Annotated in this window: 15 protein-coding genes; 4 read left to right on the top strand and 11 right to left on the bottom strand. The window is 62.8% G+C overall.

Annotated features, from left to right (window positions below; all coding sequences use genetic code 11):
- The first annotated feature begins 1 nt into the window (after position 1).
- Positions 2 to 523: a PadR family transcriptional regulator gene (locus DYL59_RS01750; protein WP_135287604.1), complete on the top strand. Its 522-nt coding sequence runs from the start codon at positions 2 to 4 to the stop codon at positions 521 to 523.
- Positions 520 to 1287 carry a siderophore-interacting protein gene (locus DYL59_RS01745; protein ID WP_135287603.1) on the top strand — a complete coding sequence of 256 codons (768 nt, stop codon included), beginning with the start codon at positions 520 to 522 and terminating at the stop codon, positions 1285 to 1287. Before DYL59_RS01750 ends, DYL59_RS01745 begins: the two co-directional genes overlap by 4 nt.
- 111 nt (positions 1288 to 1398) lie before the next feature.
- On the opposite strand, the gene DYL59_RS01740 is transcribed toward DYL59_RS01745, so the two are convergent.
- Positions 1399 to 2025: a Pr6Pr family membrane protein gene (locus DYL59_RS01740; protein ID WP_135287602.1), complete on the bottom strand. Its 627-nt coding sequence runs from the start codon at positions 2023 to 2025 to the stop codon at positions 1399 to 1401.
- Positions 2026 to 2029: 4 nt separating this feature from the next.
- Positions 2030 to 2263 (bottom strand): VF530 family protein, encoded by a 234-nt coding sequence (locus tag DYL59_RS01735; protein ID WP_135287601.1) that lies wholly within the window; start codon positions 2261 to 2263, stop codon positions 2030 to 2032.
- A gap of 149 nt (positions 2264 to 2412) precedes the next feature.
- Between DYL59_RS01735 and DYL59_RS01730 the strand changes: the two genes are divergently transcribed.
- Positions 2413 to 4431 (top strand): TonB-dependent receptor, encoded by a 2019-nt coding sequence (locus DYL59_RS01730; protein ID WP_135287600.1) that lies wholly within the window; start codon positions 2413 to 2415, stop codon positions 4429 to 4431.
- A 474-nt stretch (positions 4432 to 4905) separates the two neighbouring features.
- Complete coding sequence (locus DYL59_RS01725) at positions 4906 to 7323, top strand: glucose/quinate/shikimate family membrane-bound PQQ-dependent dehydrogenase (RefSeq protein WP_135287599.1); 2418 nt, start codon at positions 4906 to 4908, stop codon at positions 7321 to 7323.
- A gap of 92 nt (positions 7324 to 7415) precedes the next feature.
- On the opposite strand, the gene DYL59_RS01720 is transcribed toward DYL59_RS01725, so the two are convergent.
- The 9 genes from DYL59_RS01720 to DYL59_RS01680 all read right to left on the bottom strand — a co-directional run bounded on the left by DYL59_RS01720 (position 7416) and on the right by DYL59_RS01680 (position 17872).
- Positions 7416 to 9752: a putative bifunctional diguanylate cyclase/phosphodiesterase gene (locus DYL59_RS01720; RefSeq protein WP_135287598.1), complete on the bottom strand. Its 2337-nt coding sequence runs from the start codon at positions 9750 to 9752 to the stop codon at positions 7416 to 7418.
- 195 nt (positions 9753 to 9947) lie between these two features.
- Entirely contained in the window at positions 9948 to 11120 is a 1173-nt protein-coding gene (locus DYL59_RS01715; RefSeq protein ID WP_135287597.1) for an ABC transporter substrate-binding protein, read from the bottom strand.
- Positions 11117 to 12091 carry a CobW family GTP-binding protein gene (locus DYL59_RS01710; RefSeq protein ID WP_135287596.1) on the bottom strand — a complete coding sequence of 325 codons (975 nt, stop codon included), beginning with the start codon at positions 12089 to 12091 and terminating at the stop codon, positions 11117 to 11119. Before DYL59_RS01710 ends, DYL59_RS01715 begins: the two co-directional genes overlap by 4 nt.
- A 110-nt stretch (positions 12092 to 12201) precedes the next feature.
- Complete coding sequence (locus DYL59_RS01705) at positions 12202 to 12504, bottom strand: hypothetical protein (protein WP_135287595.1); 303 nt, start codon at positions 12502 to 12504, stop codon at positions 12202 to 12204.
- Positions 12505 to 12517: 13 nt separating this feature from the next.
- Positions 12518 to 13267 (bottom strand): SDR family NAD(P)-dependent oxidoreductase, encoded by a 750-nt coding sequence (locus DYL59_RS01700; RefSeq protein WP_135287594.1) that lies wholly within the window; start codon positions 13265 to 13267, stop codon positions 12518 to 12520.
- A 137-nt stretch (positions 13268 to 13404) separates the two neighbouring features.
- Positions 13405 to 14166: an SDR family NAD(P)-dependent oxidoreductase gene (locus tag DYL59_RS01695; RefSeq protein WP_135287593.1), complete on the bottom strand. Its 762-nt coding sequence runs from the start codon at positions 14164 to 14166 to the stop codon at positions 13405 to 13407.
- A 10-nt stretch (positions 14167 to 14176) separates the two neighbouring features.
- Complete coding sequence (locus DYL59_RS01690; RefSeq protein WP_135287592.1) at positions 14177 to 15517, bottom strand: MFS transporter; 1341 nt, start codon at positions 15515 to 15517, stop codon at positions 14177 to 14179.
- A gap of 142 nt (positions 15518 to 15659) precedes the next feature.
- The gene (locus tag DYL59_RS01685) at positions 15660 to 16538 is read right to left on the bottom strand and encodes a polysaccharide deacetylase family protein (RefSeq protein WP_003210406.1); all 879 of its coding nucleotides are present in this window, start codon (positions 16536 to 16538) and stop codon (positions 15660 to 15662) included.
- 11 nt (positions 16539 to 16549) lie between these two features.
- On the bottom strand, positions 16550 to 17872 hold the full coding sequence (locus DYL59_RS01680; RefSeq protein ID WP_135287591.1) for an amidase: 1323 nt from the start codon (positions 17870 to 17872) through the stop codon (positions 16550 to 16552).
- Positions 17873 to 18022: the final 150 nt, after the last annotated feature.

Below are 18022 nucleotides of genomic sequence, written 5' to 3'. Positions count from 1 at the left end.
TATGCGAGACCATCCTCATCAGCGCGACGGCTTTGACCCGCGCGCAGGCCGCGGTCGCGGCCCTCGGGTATTTGCACCCGGCGATCTTAAATTGTTGTTGCCGGCGCTGATCGCCGAGCAGCCATGCCATGGCTATGACCTGATCCGCCGCATCGAAGCCTTGTTCGACGGCGCCTACACCCCCAGCCCCGGCGTGATCTACCCGACCCTGACCTTCCTGGAAGAAAGCGATCTGATCCAGGGCGACGCCGACGGCGGAAAAAAGCGCTACACAATCACCGACGCCGGTCGTCTCTTCTTAAGCGAGCAGCAAGTGGCGCTGGACGGCGTGCGCATGCGCATCGACGTGAGCAAACGCTCCCTGCGCGGCCATGACCGTCCGCCAGAAATCCATGAAGCCGTGCACAACCTGCGCCATGCCTTGCACTCGCACCACGGGCGCTGGAGCCCGGAAGAAATCGTTCGTGTCGCGGCGCTGCTCAACAGCACCGCTCAATCCATCGCCGACGGGAAAGACCAATGAATAGCCAAGTGATCCACCGCGTCAGCCACGAAATCAAACGTCGCCGCCTGGACGTATTGCGGGTGGTCGATATTACCCCGCGCATGCGCCGCATCACCCTGGGTGGTCCGGAGCTGGCCGGGTTTATCAGCCTGGGCAGCGACGACCACATCAAACTGCTGTTCCCGCAGAACGCCGCCGAGCAGGCCGCGCTGCAAAGCCCCACCTTCAGCATCAAGGGTGACGGCCCGCAGCCGGCCATGCGCGACTACACGCCACGGCGCTACGACCTGAGCATCGGCGAGCTGGACATCGACTTCGTGCTGCACGGCGATGGCCCTGCGTCCACCTGGGCCGAGCAGGCGCAGGTCGGCCAGCACCTCTACATCGGTGGGCCACGGGGCTCGATGATCGTGCCGGATATCTTCGACAGCTACCTGCTGATCGGCGATGAAACCGCCCTGCCCGCCATCGCGCGGCGCCTGGATGAACTGCCTGCCGGGCGCAGGGTGCTGGCGGTGATCGAGATCGCCGATACGGCGGAAAAGCAGGCACTGCAAAGTGCGGCAGATGTCGAGGTGATCTGGGTGATTCGCGGCCAGGATGACCTGCTGGACACCGTGCAGAAACTGACGCTGCCAGCTGGCTCGCTGTACAGCTTTGTGGCGATGGAAACCAAGCAATCGCGCCAGGTTCGCCGAGTGTTGCTGGACACCCACAAGGTCAACGAGGAATTCCTCAAGGCCGTGGGCTACTGGCGCGCAGAAGGCAGCGAAGAAGCCTAATACCTGTGGGAGGGGGCTTGCCCCCGATGGCGGTGTATCAGTACCCGATGTGCTGACTGACACCCCGCTATCGGGGGCAAGCCCCCTCCCACAGTTGGACCTGTGTCCAACCTAAGTTCGGGGTGACTTCAAGGACTTATCCAACCCCACCACCGCTAAAGCAACCAGCACAAACCCCGCCAAAATCCCCCCGGCATTCACAAACACCTGCGGATAACCCAGGGTGCCCACGTCGATAAAAGGGTACTGATACTGCCCAAGCAAATCCCCCCGCAACAGCACGTAAGCGAAATACACCAGCGGGTAAATCACCCAACCCGCGATGTGTTTTAGGCGCAAGCTGCCCTTGGGCACGCACTGCCACCAATAGATGAAAAACAGCACCGGCATCACGTCGTGCAGCAGTTCATCGGCGATAAATTGAAAGCCTTCTGGCTGCCACAAATGCCGCAGCAACAGGTTGTAGGCCAGGCCGACCACCAGGATGCTCACGGCAATGCCACTGCTGACCTTGGGCGCGAGAAAAAACCGCTTCGCGGTGCAGTCCCGATCAACCAGGGCATAACTCAATACCACCACCGCCAAGGTATTGGTCAGCACCGTGAAGAAGCTGAAAAAGTTGACCAGCCCACCCAAAAGGCTCGCGCCGGACTCCCAACGCGAATAAAAAATCAGGTATTGCTGGACCGCCAGCCCCGCCCAACCCGCCAGCGCCGCTGCCGCTACGAACCGCTTCATGGGGTCAGTCCAGCGGGCGTTTGGTGCGCATAAGCTTCACGTACAAACCTTCGACTTTTTCCCGCGCCCAGGGGGTTTTACGCAGGAACGTCAGGCTCGACTTGATGCTCGGGTCACTCTTGAAACAGCGGATGTCGATGCGCTCGGCCAGGCCGGACCATTCGTAATGTTCTACCAGCGTGGTGAGGATGTGTTGCAAGGTCACGCCGTGCAGGGGGTCGTTGCTTGTCGCGGTCATGCCGGGCCTATCAGAAATGGGTCTTGAAGGCGCACACCTTAACACCCCGCCCACCCGGTTATAAAAAGTTCCCGTTCCCAGCGAAAAAGAGATGTTATATTGTAACTATAGCTTTCAAATCTTTTCGCCGTTTTGCCAAGGAATGTCCGATGTCTCTCTCTTCTCTGTGGCGCTTGACCCCGCTTGCCGCCGCCCTGCTGATCAGCTCCGAAGCCCACGCCCTTGAGCTGCAACCCCAAGTCATCACCGGCAATCCACTGGGCAGCGAGCAGCTCGCCTCGCCCACCACGGTACTGGAAGGCGACGATTTGACCCTGCAACAGAAAGGCAGCCTGGGCGAAACCCTGAACAAGCAACCGGGCGTGTCGTCGTCGTACTTTGGCCCAGGCGCCAGCAGGCCGATCATCCGCGGCCAGGACGGCGACCGTATTCGCATCCTGCGCAACGGCGTGGGTGCACTGGATGCGTCGTCACTGTCCTATGACCACGCGGTGCCGCTGGACCCGGTCAACGTCGACCGTATCGAAATCGTGCGCGGCCCCGCCGCCCTGCTGTACGGCGGCAGCGCCATCGGTGGCGTGGTCAACACCTTCGACAACCGCATCCCCACCGAGGCCATCGAAGGCATCCACGGTGCCGGTGAGTTGCGCTACGGCGGCGCCGACACCACCCGCAGCAGCGCGGGCAAGCTGGAAGCCGGCAACGGCACCTTTGCCTTGCACCTGGACGCCAACGCGCGGGAATTCAACGACCTGAAAATCCCAGGCCAGGCCCGCAGCCGCCACGCCCCGGCAACCGATGATGCCCCCGGCAAAAACGGCCGCCTGGGCAACAGCGACGGGCGCCAGGACGGTGGCGCGGTGGGCGGTTCCTACACCTGGGATGACGGTTACGCCGGGCTTTCCTACAGCAGCTACGACGCCAACTACGGTTCTCCTGCCGAGCAGGACGTACGCATCCGCATGAAGCAGGACCACTACGCCTTCGCCTCCGAAGTGCGCAACCTGCAAGGCCCGTTCACCTCGGTGAAGGTGGACGCGGGCTACACCGACTACGAACACCGCGAAATCGAAGGCGGCGAAACCGGCACGATTTTCAAGAACAAGGGCTATGAAGCCCGCGTCGAAGCCCGCCACCAACCCATCGGCCCGTTCGACGGCGTGGTCGGCGCCCAAGTGACCCGCAACGAATTCTCGGCCCTGGGCGAAGAAGCCTTCGTGCCGCAGACCGACACCAATGCTGGCGCGCTGTTTATCCTTGAAGAAATGCAGGCCACCGAGCGCCTCAAGCTCAGCCTGGGCGGGCGCCTGGAGCACACCAGCGTCGACCCGGATGCCAAAGGCAACGAACGCTTTGCCGGAGCCGATAAATCCAATAACTTCACCGCCGGCAGCCTGTCGTCGGGCGCGGTGTACAGCCTCACGCCAGTCTGGTCCCTGGCTGCCACCCTGGGCTACACCGAACGCGCGCCGACCTTCTATGAGCTGTACGCCAACGGCGCCCATGTGGCCACCGGCACCTATGAGCTGGGCGATGCCAACCTGAAAAAAGAAAAAGCCGTGTCCAGCGACCTGGCCCTGCGTTTTGACAATGGCACCCACAAGGGCAGCTTCGGCGTGTTCTACAGCCACTTCTCCAATTACATCGGCCTGCTGGGCAGCGGTCGTACACTCAACGATGAAGGTGAAGAAGACGCAGACGGCATCCCTGAGTACAAATACTCCGGCGTACGTGCCCGATTCGCCGGCTTCGAAGCCCAAGATCATTGGAAGCTGGGGGAAGGCGCTTACGGCAAGTTCGCCCTGGAACTGTCGGGCGACTATACCCGCGCCACCAACCTGGACACCGGCGAAGCCCTGCCCCGCATTGCCCCGCTGCGCCTGAACAGCGGCCTGTTGTGGGAACTGGACCGCTGGCAAGCGCGGATCGACGTGGAACATGCCGCAGGCCAAGGCCGCGTGCCGGATAACGAAAGCGGCACCGACGGCTACACCACCCTGGGCGCCAGCGCGGGCTATCGCTTCAACGTAGGCGGCAGCCAGTGGCTGGCGTTTGTGAACGGCGAGAACCTGACCAACCAGACCGTGCGCTATGCCAGCTCGATCCTGCGCGATATTGCGCCGGCGCCGGGCAGAAGCGTGCAAGTCGGCATCCGCACCACCTTCTAACACACACCACCAATACCCCTGTGGAGCAGGGTTTGTGTGGGAGCGGGCTTGCTCGCGAAAGCGGCGGATCGGTCACTCAAGTATCGACTGGCACTGCGCATTCACGAGCAAGCCCGCTCCCACACAAGCCCCCCCTCCCACACTGTTTTTGCAGCGACACTTAGTCACTGTTACCAATTCAGAAATGATGCATATCGCGATTCGTCCTTTCTCTCCAAGGCAACTCCCTTTATCCTTACCGGCAACAATCTGAAACGTTTCACCTCCGGTCGACCCCATCTTGCCGAATATCCCTTCACGCAAAGACAGCGCTGTCTTACACCCCTCCGCGCCTGGGGATAAATCGCCCGCCTGTGGATAACCATGCTTATCCACAGAAAAACCAATTAACGCTGAACCAAGCCTGTGCCGAATCGTCATCTACAGTGAAGAAGCATCGGGTTACATAATTCCAACGTCACGGAGAAACACACTATGAGCACTGATGGTGCTTCGAGCCAAAGCCGCCTGCTGCCCAGGCTGCTAGGCGTCTTGCTGCTGATCATGGGCCTGGCCTTGCTGGCCGGGGGTATCAAGCTGACGATGCTCGGCGGGTCGCTGTACTACCTGCTGGCCGGTATCGGCATTGCCCTGACCGGGCTGCTGCTGTTGGCAACCCACCGCGCCGCACTGGGCCTGTACGCACTGGTGCTGTTTGCCAGCACCGTGTGGGCCTTGTGGGAAGTCGGCCTGGACTGGTGGCAGTTGGTGCCGCGCCTGGCCCTGCTGTTTGCCCTGGGCATCGTCATGCTGCTGCCGTGGTTTCGCCGTCCGTTGCTGCGCACCCAGCCTGCTCCGGTGGGCACCGGCGCGCTGAGCATCGCCGTGGTGCTGGCGGGTGTTACCGCCCTGGCCAGCCAATTCACCAACCCCGGTGAAATGGTCAAGACCGGTCAACTGGACCGCGACGCCGTCCCAGGCATGGCCAGCGCCGCACCGGCGCAGCCCGATGGCGACTGGAACTCCTACGGCCGTTCGGCCTTTGGTGACCGTTACTCGCCCCTGGCACAGATCACACCGCAAAACGTGAGCAAGTTGGTGCCAGCCTGGACCTACCGCACCGGTGACATCCCTGGCCCGAATGATCCAGGCGAGACCACCGCGGAAAACACCCCGCTGAAAGTCAACGGCATGCTCTACGTGTGTACTCCGCACAGCCAAGTGATTGCCCTGGACCCGGACACCGGCAAGGAAATCTGGCGCTTCGATCCGAAGATCAGCAGCCAAGGCGCTGAGAACTTCAAGGGTTGGGCGCACATGACCTGCCGTGGCGTGTCGTATCACGATGACGCTGTGTACGCTTCCGAGCAGAGCCCTACCGGCAGCGCCAGCCCGGCCGCTGCGCCGACGGCCTGCCCGAAACGCATCTTCGTACCGACCGCCGACACCCGTCTGATCGCCCTGAACGCCGACACCGGCAAGATGTGCGAAGACTTCGGTGACAAAGGTCAAATCGACCTGCGTGCCAACATCGGCAGCTTTGCCCCAGGCGGTTACTACTCCACCTCGCCACCGGCCGTGACCAAGAACCTGGTTGTGATCGGCGGTCACGTGACCGACAACGTCTCCACCGACGAACCAAGCGGCGTGATCCGCGCGTTCGACGTGCACACCGGCAAGCTGGTGTGGAACTGGGACAGCGGCAACCCCGACGACACCACGCCGTTGGCCGAAGGCAAGACCTACACCCGCAACTCGCCGAACATGTGGTCCATGTTCTCGGTGGATGAAAAACTCGGCATGCTCTACCTGCCGATGGGCAACCAGATGCCCGACCAATACGGCGGCGACCGTACCGAAGATTCGGAAAAATACAGCGCCGGCCTGACCGCCCTCGACATCGACAGCGGCCATGTGAAGTGGACCTTCCAGTTCACGCACCATGACCTGTGGGACATGGACGTAGGCGGCCAGCCTACCCTGATCGACATCAAGACCGCTGACGGCGTGAAGCCATCGGTGATGGCGTCGACCAAGCAGGGCAGCATCTACGTGCTGGACCGCAGCAATGGTCAGCCGGTGGTACCGATCAACGAAATCCCTGTACCCCAAGGTGCAGTGGCCGGTGATCACACGTCCCCGACCCAACCCAAGTCCGACCTGAACTTCATGCCGCCGCCGTTGAAAGAACGCGACATGTGGGGCGTGACTCCGTTCGACCAACTGATCTGCCGGATCGATTTCAAGTCGATGCGCTACGACGGCCCGTTCACTCCGCCATCGCTGCAAGGTTCGATCGTTTACCCAGGTAACTTTGGTGTGTTCGACTGGGGTGGCATTTCCGTCGACCCAGTGCGCCAGATTGCCTTCGTCAACCCAAGCTACATGGCGTTCAAGTCCAAGCTGATCCCGGCTGCCGACATTGCCAAGCAAGGTCCACGGGTGAGCGAAACCGAAGGCGTACAGCCGAACAAAGGCGCGCCGTACGGCGTGATCCTCGAAGCGCTGCTGTCGCCGATGGGCCTGCCGTGCCAGGCTCCGGCCTGGGGTTATGTGGCCGCGGTTGACCTGACCACCCACAAAACCATCTGGATGCACAAGAACGGCACCGTGCGCGACAGCTCGCCGGTTCCAATCCCGCTGACCATGGGCGTGCCTAGCCTGGGCGGTACGTTCACCACCGCCGGTGGCGTGTCGTTCCTCAGCGGCACCCTGGACCAGTACCTGCGTGCCTACGACGTGAAAAACGGCAAGCAACTGTGGGAAGGCCGCCTGCCAGCAGGCGCGCAAACCACACCGATGACCTACACCGGCAAGGACGGCAAGCAGTACGTGCTGGTCGTGGCGGGCGGTCATGGTTCCCTGGGTACCAAGCAGGGTGATTACGTGATGGCGTTTAAACTGCCGGATTAAGCTTCACTGGCGGTCAAACAAAGGCGGCTACCCTCACAGGTAGCCGCCTTTTTTCATGCCCGGCGCGGGCAGGTTCTTGTAGTGCGCGGGCTTCAGATCGGGGCGCGCTCGCGACGCATCCACATTTCAAACGCCATGGCATTCAACGGCCGACTGATCAGGTAACCCTGGGCCGTGTCGCAATTCCACAGCTTGAGCAGTTTGAGGCTGGGCGCGAACTCCACCCCTTCGGCCACCACCTTGAGCCCCAGGTTGTGGCTCATCTCGATGGTCGAGCGCACGATCACGCCATCACCGCTGGTGCTGTCGAGGTTGCGCACAAACGACTGGTCGATCTTCAACTCCTGCACCGGCAGGCGCTGCAATTGGGCGAGCGACGAATACCCGGTGCCGAAGTCATCCACCGACAGGCTGATACCGCAACCACGCAGTTGCTCCAGCACACTGAGGGCCTGTTGCGGGTTGTGCATGATCGCGCTTTCGGTGATCTCGAAAATAAGTTGCTCGGCCTCCACCTGGTACTGCATCAACAAGGCTGTGACGCGAATGGCCAGGTCATCATCGGCCAAGTCATCCACCGAAATATTCACCGACAACTGGATCAGCATGCCGCGCTGCGCCCATTCGCCGATCTGGCGAATGGCTTCCTCGATCACCCACAGGGTCAGGCTGCCCATGCTGCCGGTGCGCTCGGCCAGGGGAATGAATTCGGCAGGCGACACCAGGCCCAGGGTTGGATGTTGCCAACGCAGCAAGGCTTCGGCCTGGCGGACATGGCCGTGCTTGAGGTCGAGCTTGGGCTGATAGCACAGGTACAGCTCGCCTTCGACGGCTGCGCGCCGCAGGTCGCGGATCAGGGTGATCTGGCGTTGATGAGCCAGGTCGCGGTCCTGCTGGTAGATCTGCAAATGCCCTGGCAGGCTCGCCGCATCATGCCGGGCGATGGCCGCGCGGCTGATCAACTCTTCCACCTGCTGGCCGTCATCGGGGTAGGCGGCGATGCCGATGCTCACCTCATGGCGCAGCTCGTCGTTGCCGATGCGCTGGGGTTCGGTCAGCAACGCATACAGGCGGTCGGCGCGGGCCACGGCGCGGTCGATCTCGGTGTTCTCCAGCAACACCAGGAACTCACTGCCGGCGATACGTGCCGCCGTGTCACTGGCCAACAGGCTCATGGACAGGCAGCGACTGGCTTCGCGCAGCATCTCCTCCACGCCTTCGGGCCCAAAGCCTTCGTTGATCACCCGGTAGTTCTCGATGCCCAGGTACAGCAGCACCACCGGCCGCCGCGCACTGATGGCACTGCCCAGGCGCTCCATCGCCAGGGCACGATTGGGCAGGCCGGTGAGCGGATCATGCAGGGCGTTGTGGGCCAGTTGCCGCTCGCGCATGGCGATGCCGCTTTGCATGGCATTGAACGCACGAGCCAGCAAACCGAACTCATCGTGGCTGCGTACTCGTACCGGCGTGCGGTAGTCACCGGCACCAATGCGCTCGGCGGCCTGCACCAACGCATTGAGCGGGCGTGACACCCTTCGCGCCAAAAACAACGCCCCGGCCAACGATACCAGCAGCACCGCCAGGGCAATCCCGAGGAACTGCCGGTCCAGCGGGGCAAAGGACTCCAGGGCATGGTCCAGCGGGCTTTGCAGCAATACCCGGACTTCATCGCCGTCGCCGGTATTGGCCAGCGGCAATACCTGGCTGAGCACCCGCTGCCCGTAAAACAGGTTGAACTGGGCATTCGGGTTGATGTGCGTATCCCGCAGCAGGCTGGTGATGGTGGCTTGGTAAGCGTCCGGATGGGTGCTGAACAACGGGCCGGGCTGGCCGTTCTGTACGCTGAGGAACGACACCTCAAGGTTACTCATGGAGCGCAGTTCGTTGGCGAACAGCTTGTCCATGGGAAAGCCCATCACAATGCGCGCGATGGGCATAGGGTCGAGCACCTCATCCTGCACCAGCAGATACGGGCGTCCATCCATGGCCACGATCAGCATCTGCAGGCCACTGCGCCGTGCATGGCGCAGGGCATCGTCATAGGGAAAAAACTGGCCACGGGTGAAGAGGGGCAAGGTGCTGACCATGACCTTGCCGTCCAGGCCCAGCACAAACACTTCACTGGCCCGGATACCGGTACCGTGGCGTCGCAGCGCCGCAAGGATCGGCACCGTCTGGCCTTGGGCCACGGCGTGTTTGAAGGGCAGATCCACGGTGAGCCAGTCCAGGCCGTATTGCAGGCGGCGCCCGCGCAGGTCCAGCAGGCGTTCGAACACCTGGGTACCGGTTTTCAGTTGGACTTGCGCCTGGTTTTCCACCGCCCGGGAGGTGGCAACCTTGACCGCAAAGTAAGTGGCGGCCACCACCACCAACAGCAACAACGCCAGCACCCCGGCAATACGGGTTTGGAACGTGTGGCGCCACTTCATTACAGTGCCCCTGGGCACCGCTCGCCGCTCTGCGCCACTGCGTCCCTTCTTCATATGCTTTCCTGGCAGGAGGCCTAACCGTCAAAAAAATATCCATTTGAATTGAATATTCGGTTTGAGCAGATTAGCTGGGACATTGGATATGTGCACCCAATAAAACCAGGGATTTCACCGCCATTTTATTGGCGACAAGGATCAGCCCCGCGCGCGCATAAAGTCCCCCCAGCGCCGCACCAGATAGTTGTGTTCATCCATCACCGAGTTCCACACCGCGATATGCCCCATGCGCTGCTCATAAGAGCCCCCGTCACGCACTTCGCCGATATCGATCAGCGGCAGGCCATCGCTGCCCAGCAGCTCTTCGCGCGCAGGCTTGCCCGCGTACCAGTAGTCCCACTCGGCGCTACTGAGGTGGTCGCGACTGCGGGCCGGGTTGCCGATGTAGTACCCCTGCCGAGCCATCACCGCGCCGGGCCAGCCCGACAGCCACCAGTTGAGATAGGCATAGGCCGCATCCAGCACCGGGCCTTGGGCGTGGCGCGACAACGACAAGCCGCCGAACCAGGCGCGGTAGCCTTCGCGCGGCACCGCCAGGCGGTATTTGACCCCGGCGCGGTGCAGGCGCATCAGGGTCGGAGACCACAGGCTTTGGATATCGATGCTGGGGCTGAGCATCAATTGCGCGGCCTCTTCGTCATCGGACCAGAACGCGGCAAAGTGACCCTCTTTCTGTTTGCGCACGAGGATGTCAGCGAGCACGTCGATCTCCTCGATGCTCATGTTGCCGATGTCGTTGAACTGCGCCAGCCCCGCACCTTGCACCGCCAGTGCGGCATCCAGGGCGCCAATGGCGGCGTCGCTTTGCAGCGCGGTACGGGCGCTCCAGGCGGGGTCCAGCAGCCAGCCCCAGCTTTCGTTGCCGTGGCAAAAACCGTCGGGCAGGCGCTCGGGGCGGTAGGCGAAGCTGTCGGCGTTGTGGGTCAGGGGCAGCATGCTGATGCGCTCGGTCACCGTGCTGCCGAGGCTGCCATCGTGCTGCACGAACAGGCGCTCGCTAGGCACGCTGCCGCTGCCCAGGCGGTCGGTGGGCGACAGCCGCCCGCGCTTGGGCAGGTCGTTGATCTCGTGCCACAGCGCAATGCGCCGGGTGTCGATGGGCTGGATCGCCCGCGCCGGCCACACGAAATCGACGTTATGGAACCACTGGTCGTACAGGTCATAGCTGTGGGGTTGCATCACCGCGATGCGCTGGGCCTGCTCGACGTCATGCACCTGGTACACCAGGCGAATACCCAACTCCTGTTCGGCGCGCTCACGCAAGCATTCCAGCAAGGTCACCGACGTGCCCAGTACACGCAATGTGATCATGCCGCGAACCGCCGCGAGAAGGCTTCAAACGAGCGGCGCAGCAGCGCAGGGTCGAGGCCGCGCAGGATAAACACCAGGCGCGATTGCCGATCACTGCCCGGCCAGGCAGGCAGGTGGACCGGCGCATGCAGGCAATGCTGCACGCCATGGATGACGATGGGGGCGTTACTGGCATTCACGTTGAGCAGTCCTTTGACCCGGAGGATTCGTTCGCCGTGGCATCTTAACAGCATCGACAACCACACCCCGAAACCCACCCAGTCCAGCGGCTGGTCGAAAGTAAGGCTGCACACTTGCGCGGCGCCATGGGTGGCCGTGGTGGATCGATGCAGTTGCCAGCGACGGACTTCCACAGCAGGTTCGGCGCTGCGCAGGCCCTCGCCGAGCAGCAGTTGGTCGCCGCTATGGATGTCCTGGGTGTTGAGGATCGGCGTACCAGCGTTGAGCGCCTGCAAGTGCGTGCGCAGCACCGTGCAATCACCCGCCAGGTCGGTCTTGCTCAGCAGCAGGCGATCGGCTGCGGCTACCTGGGCCAGCCATTCCGGGTGCAGGCGCTCTTGCAGTTGCGCGTGGCTGGCGTCCACCAGGGTGATCACCAGGCCAATATGAAAACGCCCGCGCAGTTGCACATCGTTGTTCAAGGTGGCGAGGATCGGCGCCGGGTCGGCCAGGCCGGTGGTCTCCAAAATCACCCGTTTGAACGCCGGAATTTCACCGCGCTCGCGGCGTTGCAACAGCCCGAGCAGCGCATCTTTCAGCTCGCCGCGAATCGAGCAACAGACGCAACCGCTGGGCAGCAACACGGTGTCGGGCGCGACTTCTTCCACCAGCAGGTGATCGATGCCGACATCGCCGAATTCATTGATCAGCAAGGCCGTGTCGCCCAGGCTTTCGCCTTGCAGCAGGCGCTTGAGCAAGGTGGTCTTGCCGCTGCCGAGAAAGCCGGTGATCACATTCAGCGCAATACTCATAGTTACCTCCGCCCCTGTAGGAGCGAGCTTGCTCGCGAAAAACTCAAGGCCGCCGCATTCATCCAGCAGGCTCGCGTCATCGTTGACGATTTTCGCGAGCAAGCTCGCTCCTACAGTGGGTTGTATTCCAAGTGGTCGAGCAGTTGGGGGTCAAGGGGATCCAACGGGCGACCGAGCATGGTTTCGGCAGCCTGCCAGAGTTGATCCAGGCCGCTGGCCAGTGCCTGTTTGCCGGTGGCGCCGAGCAGCAGGTATGAAGCGCCCTGAAAGTCCTCGACCTTGAGCCGGAACACCGTCAGCACCTGGTTGATCGCCGCAATCCGGCGCAGACGCTCGCGGCGCCTGGGCAACTCATCGCCCAGGGGGTCGCTCCAGTGCAGGTCTTCACCCAGCAGCCCGCAAAGTCCGCACATGGCTACACCTCGCTCATGGCATGACATCGCCGGAGTTCGGGCCCAGGGTCTGGCCGACAAACAGATTGCCGCCCGGCTCACTGGCCAGCAGCACAGCGGTGGGCGCCACTTCATCGGCCAGGCCAAAGCGGCCCAGGGGCAACTCTTTGGCCTTGGCGCGTTTCCAGTCGTCGCTGATGCCGCCGACCAAGGGGGTTTCAATCGGGCCGGGGGCGATGGCGTTGACCAGCACATTGTCCTTGGCCACTTCCAGGGCCAGGGACTTGGTGAAGCCAATCACGCCGGCCTTGGCGGCGGCGTAGTGAGTGAGTTCAGCGCCGCCCTTGATACCCAATTGGGACGCCACGTTGATGATGCGCCCCCAGCGCTGCGCCAGCATGTGCGGCAAGGCGCGCTGGCTGGCAACGAACACGCTGGTGAGGTCGACGCGCAGCATGTCGTTCCACATCTCGAGGGTGAGGTCCACGCAACGCGCCTGAGTGAGCATGCCGGCGTTGTTGACCAGGATGTCGATGCCGCCGAAGCGTTCGACGCAGGTATCCACACTGGCCTGGGCGCCTTCGACGGTGCCCACATCGCCCAGGCATTCGAACACCTCGGCGCCCAGGTTGCGGCAGGTGATCGCGGTTTCGGCAAGGCTCGCGGCGTTGCGGTCGGCCAGCACCAGGCGTGCGCCTTCGGCGGCGTAGGCACGGGCGATGGCGGCACCGATGCCGCTGCCGGCACCGGTGATCACAGCGCGGCGGTTGGTCAATTGAGGCATGTACACAACTCCTAAATTCAACATATATCTAATGTGGGAGGGGGCTTGCCCCCGATAGCAGTGGTTCAGATAGAACACCTGTGACTGACACGCCGCTATCGGGGGCAAGCCCCCTCCCACATTTGGACCCAGTACATTCAGTCCGGCCAGCGCACGGTCAAGCCACCGTCGATGACGATGCTTTGCCCAGTCAGATAACTCGACGCCTCACTGGTCAAAAACTGCACCAACGACGCCACTTCATCCGCCCGCCCTACCCGGCCCAGCGGGATCGCCCGCGCCGCTTTGGCCAAGCCTTCCGGCCCCAACGAGTTTTTCGCATCCAGCGACTGCGGCGTCTCGATCAACCCCGGAATCACCGCATTGCAACGAATGCCCTTGGCCGCCAATTCCACCGCCAGCGAGCGGCACAGCCCCGGCACACCGGCCTTGGCCGCCGCATAGTGGCTGTGTTCCTGCCAGCCATACACGCCGCCGGCAATCGACGAAATCGCCACCAGCGCGCCGCCTTCGCTCATGTGTCGGGTGGCCGCACGGAAGGTGCGCATCACCCCCGTGAGATCCACATTGAGCATCTCGTCCCACAGCGCATCAGTCATTTCCAACAGCGGCGCGCGACGCAGTAAACCAGCGTTGGCCACCGCGTAATCGAGGCGACCGAAGTGCTGCACGGCCTGTTCGGCCAAGGCGTCCACCGAGGCGGTATTGCCGACATCCAAAGGCAGCATCAGGCACTCGCCACCGGCCTCTTGCACCAACGAAACGGTGGCCTGCGGGTCATGGGGATCGGCCGGGTAATACCCGCCGACCACCGCCACGCCAATCCGCGCATAGGCCACGGCCAGGGCTTGGCCAATACCGCTGGCGGCACCGGTAATCAAGGCAACTTTACGGCTCATCACACACTCCTTACTGAACGGTTTCCGGACGCACATGGCGTGCGGCAAACATCAACATGCCGGACAGGAAGCACGGCACCGCGCCAAACCACAGCGCGGCGGTCTGCCAGTCGCTGCCGGCGGACAACACTTGCGTCGCGCCAAAGCCTGCCACCACCGCACCAATCGGGCCCATGGCGTGGATGATCGCGCCACCGGTGGCACGGATGCTGGTAGGGAAGCTTTCACTGATAAAGAACAACGCCGCCGAGTACGGCCCGATCAGGAAGAACAGGCCCAGGCTGTACAGCCCCACCACCATCGCCATATTGCTCGGCCCAAACAGCATGCCGGCGAACGACAACCCGCCGAGCATCCAGCCCAGGCCGATCACGTTGCGACGGCCGATCTTGTCACCCATCCAACCGTGGCTGAGGTAACCGCAGTAACCCACCAGGTTCGACAGCACGAGGATGATCAGCGAGTTCTCGAACGAGATGTGGTGCACGCTGACGATCACCGAGGTGCCCAACACACTGAACACCTGGATCGCCGCCCAGTTAAGCAACAACGCTGCACCGATCACCAAGGTGGCACGGCGGGCCGGGCCCCGGAACGCGGCTTTAAGACCCGCCTTGCTGTGTTCGTCGTAGTCCACGCCGTAGGTGACGGCGACGTTTTGCGCTTCGGTCACTGCGCCGCTTTTGCGCAGTTGGCTGATGCGTTCATGGATCTGGAACTGCGGGCTCTCTTTGAGCTTGCGCGCCATGATCGCAATCACCACCGCCGGGATCGCGGCGAAGATAAAGCAGCCCTGCCAGCCAATGATCGGCAGCAACAGTGCGGTCAAGCCGGCGGCGATCAATGCCCCCACCGGCCAGCCGCCTTGCACCAGGCTGTAGATAAACCCACGGCGCTTGGTCAGGCGCGGGTCTTCGGAGGCGCCATACAGCTCGGTCAGATAGGTGGCATTGACGGTTTCCTCGGCGTAACCCAGGCCGCCCAGCGAACGGATCAGAATCAGCGGCGACTTGCCCCACGCGCCGCCGATTGCGGTCAGTGCCGAGCACAGTGCAGAGCCGGCCACGGTGAAAATAATGCCTTTGCGGCGCCCCAATTTATCGACGATAGGGCCGATAGCCAGGGCAACCACGGCGGTACCCACCGCCACCCAGGTCGCGATCTCGGCCTGCTCCACTTCACCCCAGCCAAAGTGCCGGCCGATCTCTGGTAGCAAGGTGCCGAAGAGGATGAAGTCATACACCGCAAACACCCAGGCGAAAAACGCGATCCAGGTGGCAAAACGCACTTCCTTGGAGGTGAGTTGCCGGGGTTTCCAGCCAGTCAGGTCAAGCTTGTTGTAGATGGACATGGGTCACGCCTCAGAAGACAGGGGGATAGCCTTCTGTAGGAGCGAGCTTGCTCGCGAAGAACGCATAGACACCGCGTTCATCCAGGATGCGCGCGTTATCGTTAACGATTTTCGCGGACAAGCCCGCTCCTACAGGGGGGTGTCAGGTACGCGGTTGGCGGCGGATAAAGTCATCGGCGATTTCGTCAAAAGTGACGAAGCGCACGCCGGCATGGCTCTGGATGTGTTCGATCAACCGCTCCAGCATCAGCAGCACTTGCGGGCGGCCGGACACGTCGGGGTGGATGGTCATGGTGAACACCGCGTGTTCGTGTTCGCGGTAGACCCAGTCGAACTGGTCGCGCCACATTTCTTCCAGGTGGCGCGGGTTCACGAAGCCGTGGCTGTTGGGGGCTTTCTTGATGAACATCATCGGCGGCAGGTCGTCCAGGTACCAGTTGGCCGGGATCTCCACCAGGTCGGTTTCTTCGCCACGCACCAGGGGTTTCATCCAGGTGTCGGGGTGCTGGCTGTAGTCGATCTTGGTCCAGGTGTCACCCTTGCGCACGTAGTAGGGGTGGAAGTCGTTGTGCATCAGGCTGTGGTCGTACTTGATGCCCTTTTTCAGCAGCAGCTCGTTGGTGACCTTGCTGAACTCCCACCACGGCGCCACGTAGCCGGTGGGGCGCTTGCCGGTGACTTGGGTGATCAGCTCGATGGACTTGTCGAGCACGATCTCTTCCTGCTCGGCAGTCATCGCGATGGGGTTTTCGTGGCTATAGCCGTGCACGCCGATTTCATGGCCGGCGTCGGCCACGGCTTTCATCTGCTCGGGGAAGGTTTCCATCGAGTGGCCGGGGATAAACCAGGTGGTGCGCAGGCCGTAGCGCTCGAACAGTTTGAGCAGGCGCGGCGCGCCGATTTCACCGGCGAACAGGCCGCGGGAGATGTCGTCCGGCGAGTCTTCGCCGCCGTAGGAACCGAGCCAGCCGGCGACGGCGTCAACGTCAACGCCAAATGCACAGAGGATGTCTTTAGCCATGGTGTGTCTCCTTAAACGTTAAGTACGGATTCGACGGACAACGCGGCGCGCAGCAGGCGCGCGTCTTCCCCCACCGGGGCGCTGAGCAGCAGCCCGGTGGGCAGGCCCTGGGCATCGCGGCCGCTGGGCAAGGTCACGCCGGGCATGTCCAGCAAACTGCCGGGCATGGTCAGGCGCAGGGTGGCGAGGTTGGTTTTGACGAAGAGATCATCGTCGGCCTCCAGCGGCGCCAGGGCGGGCGCGACGTGGGCGACAGTGGGGGTCATCAGGATGGCGCCGTCGAGGTCGTCCACCAGTTGCTGTTGCAGGCGACGGCGGGCGTCGAGCAGGTGCAGCAATTGGCTGGCGGGCAACGCGCGCGCCGCTTCGAGGCGGCGGCGTACGCGGGGGTCTAGTTGCTCAGCGTCGGGGCTGTCGAGCAGGGTTTGGTGCAGGGCGAAGGCTTCGAAGGCGCCGAGCCAGCCGTGGTGTTTGATCAGCTCAAGAGTGGCTTGGAAAGGCGCGCATTCACGCTCTTCGATCAACGCGCCCTGGGCCTTCAATTGTTCAACGGCACGCAGCAGGTTGTTGCCCACGGCGGGTTCCACGTCCTGCTGCGCCAGTACAAAGCGCTGGCCTTTGAGGCTGCGGGCGGTGTGGCTCTGGCGGCGGCCATGGAGCAGGTCGTCGATGGCCAGGGCATCGCGCACGCTGCGGGTCAACGGACCGAGGCTGTCGAGGGTGTGGGCCAGGGGGAATACGCCGTCGCGGCTGTAGCGTCGGCTGCTGCTGCGGTAGCCCACCAGGCCGTTGAACGCTGCTGGAATGCGGATGGAGCCGGCGGTGTCGGTGCCCATGGCAATGGGCACGATCCCGGCCGCGACGGCCACTGCGGAACCGGACGACGAGCCACCGGGAATACGCGGCTGGTCGCTGCCATGGGGGTTGTGGGGCGTACCGAAATGCGGGTTCAGGCCCAGGCCGGAATACGCCAGTTCACTGAGGTTGGTCTTGCCCACGCTGACCATGCCGGCGCGGCACAACAGGCCGACGCTGGGGGCATCGAGCAAGGCGGCAGGGGCGTTGCGCCGGTAAGCGGCGCCCGCGGTGGTGACGCTGCCGGCCACGTCGAACAGGTCTTTCCAGGCCAGGGGCACACCATCCAGCGTGCTCAATGGCTGGCACGCGCGCCAGCGGGCGGCGCTGGCCTGGGCTTCACGACGGGCGCGCTCGGCGGTCAGGGAGATGAACACGCTTGCCGACTGATCGACTTGGGCGAGTGCCTGTTCGAGGGCTTGCACCGGGTCGCTGCGACCGCTGGCGAAATCCTCGGCCATTGAAGTGGCGTCCGTCATCAGGATGACCCTCACAAAACGTACATATTAATAAAATGTACATTTTACAAAGGCAGCTTTCGTGCCAGTCTTTATGAGCGGCTTTGGACTGGCTTGTGCTTTTTCGGCTAGAGCTACGGGATAGATGGTTTTGATGGGCGGAAAAAAATC

This window comes from Pseudomonas kairouanensis (assembly GCF_004682055.1).
GTDB classification, from domain to species: domain Bacteria; phylum Pseudomonadota; class Gammaproteobacteria; order Pseudomonadales; family Pseudomonadaceae; genus Aquipseudomonas; species Aquipseudomonas kairouanensis.
The sequence above is the reverse complement of the archived record's forward strand: the minus strand, read 5'-3'. Positions and strand labels throughout refer to the sequence as shown.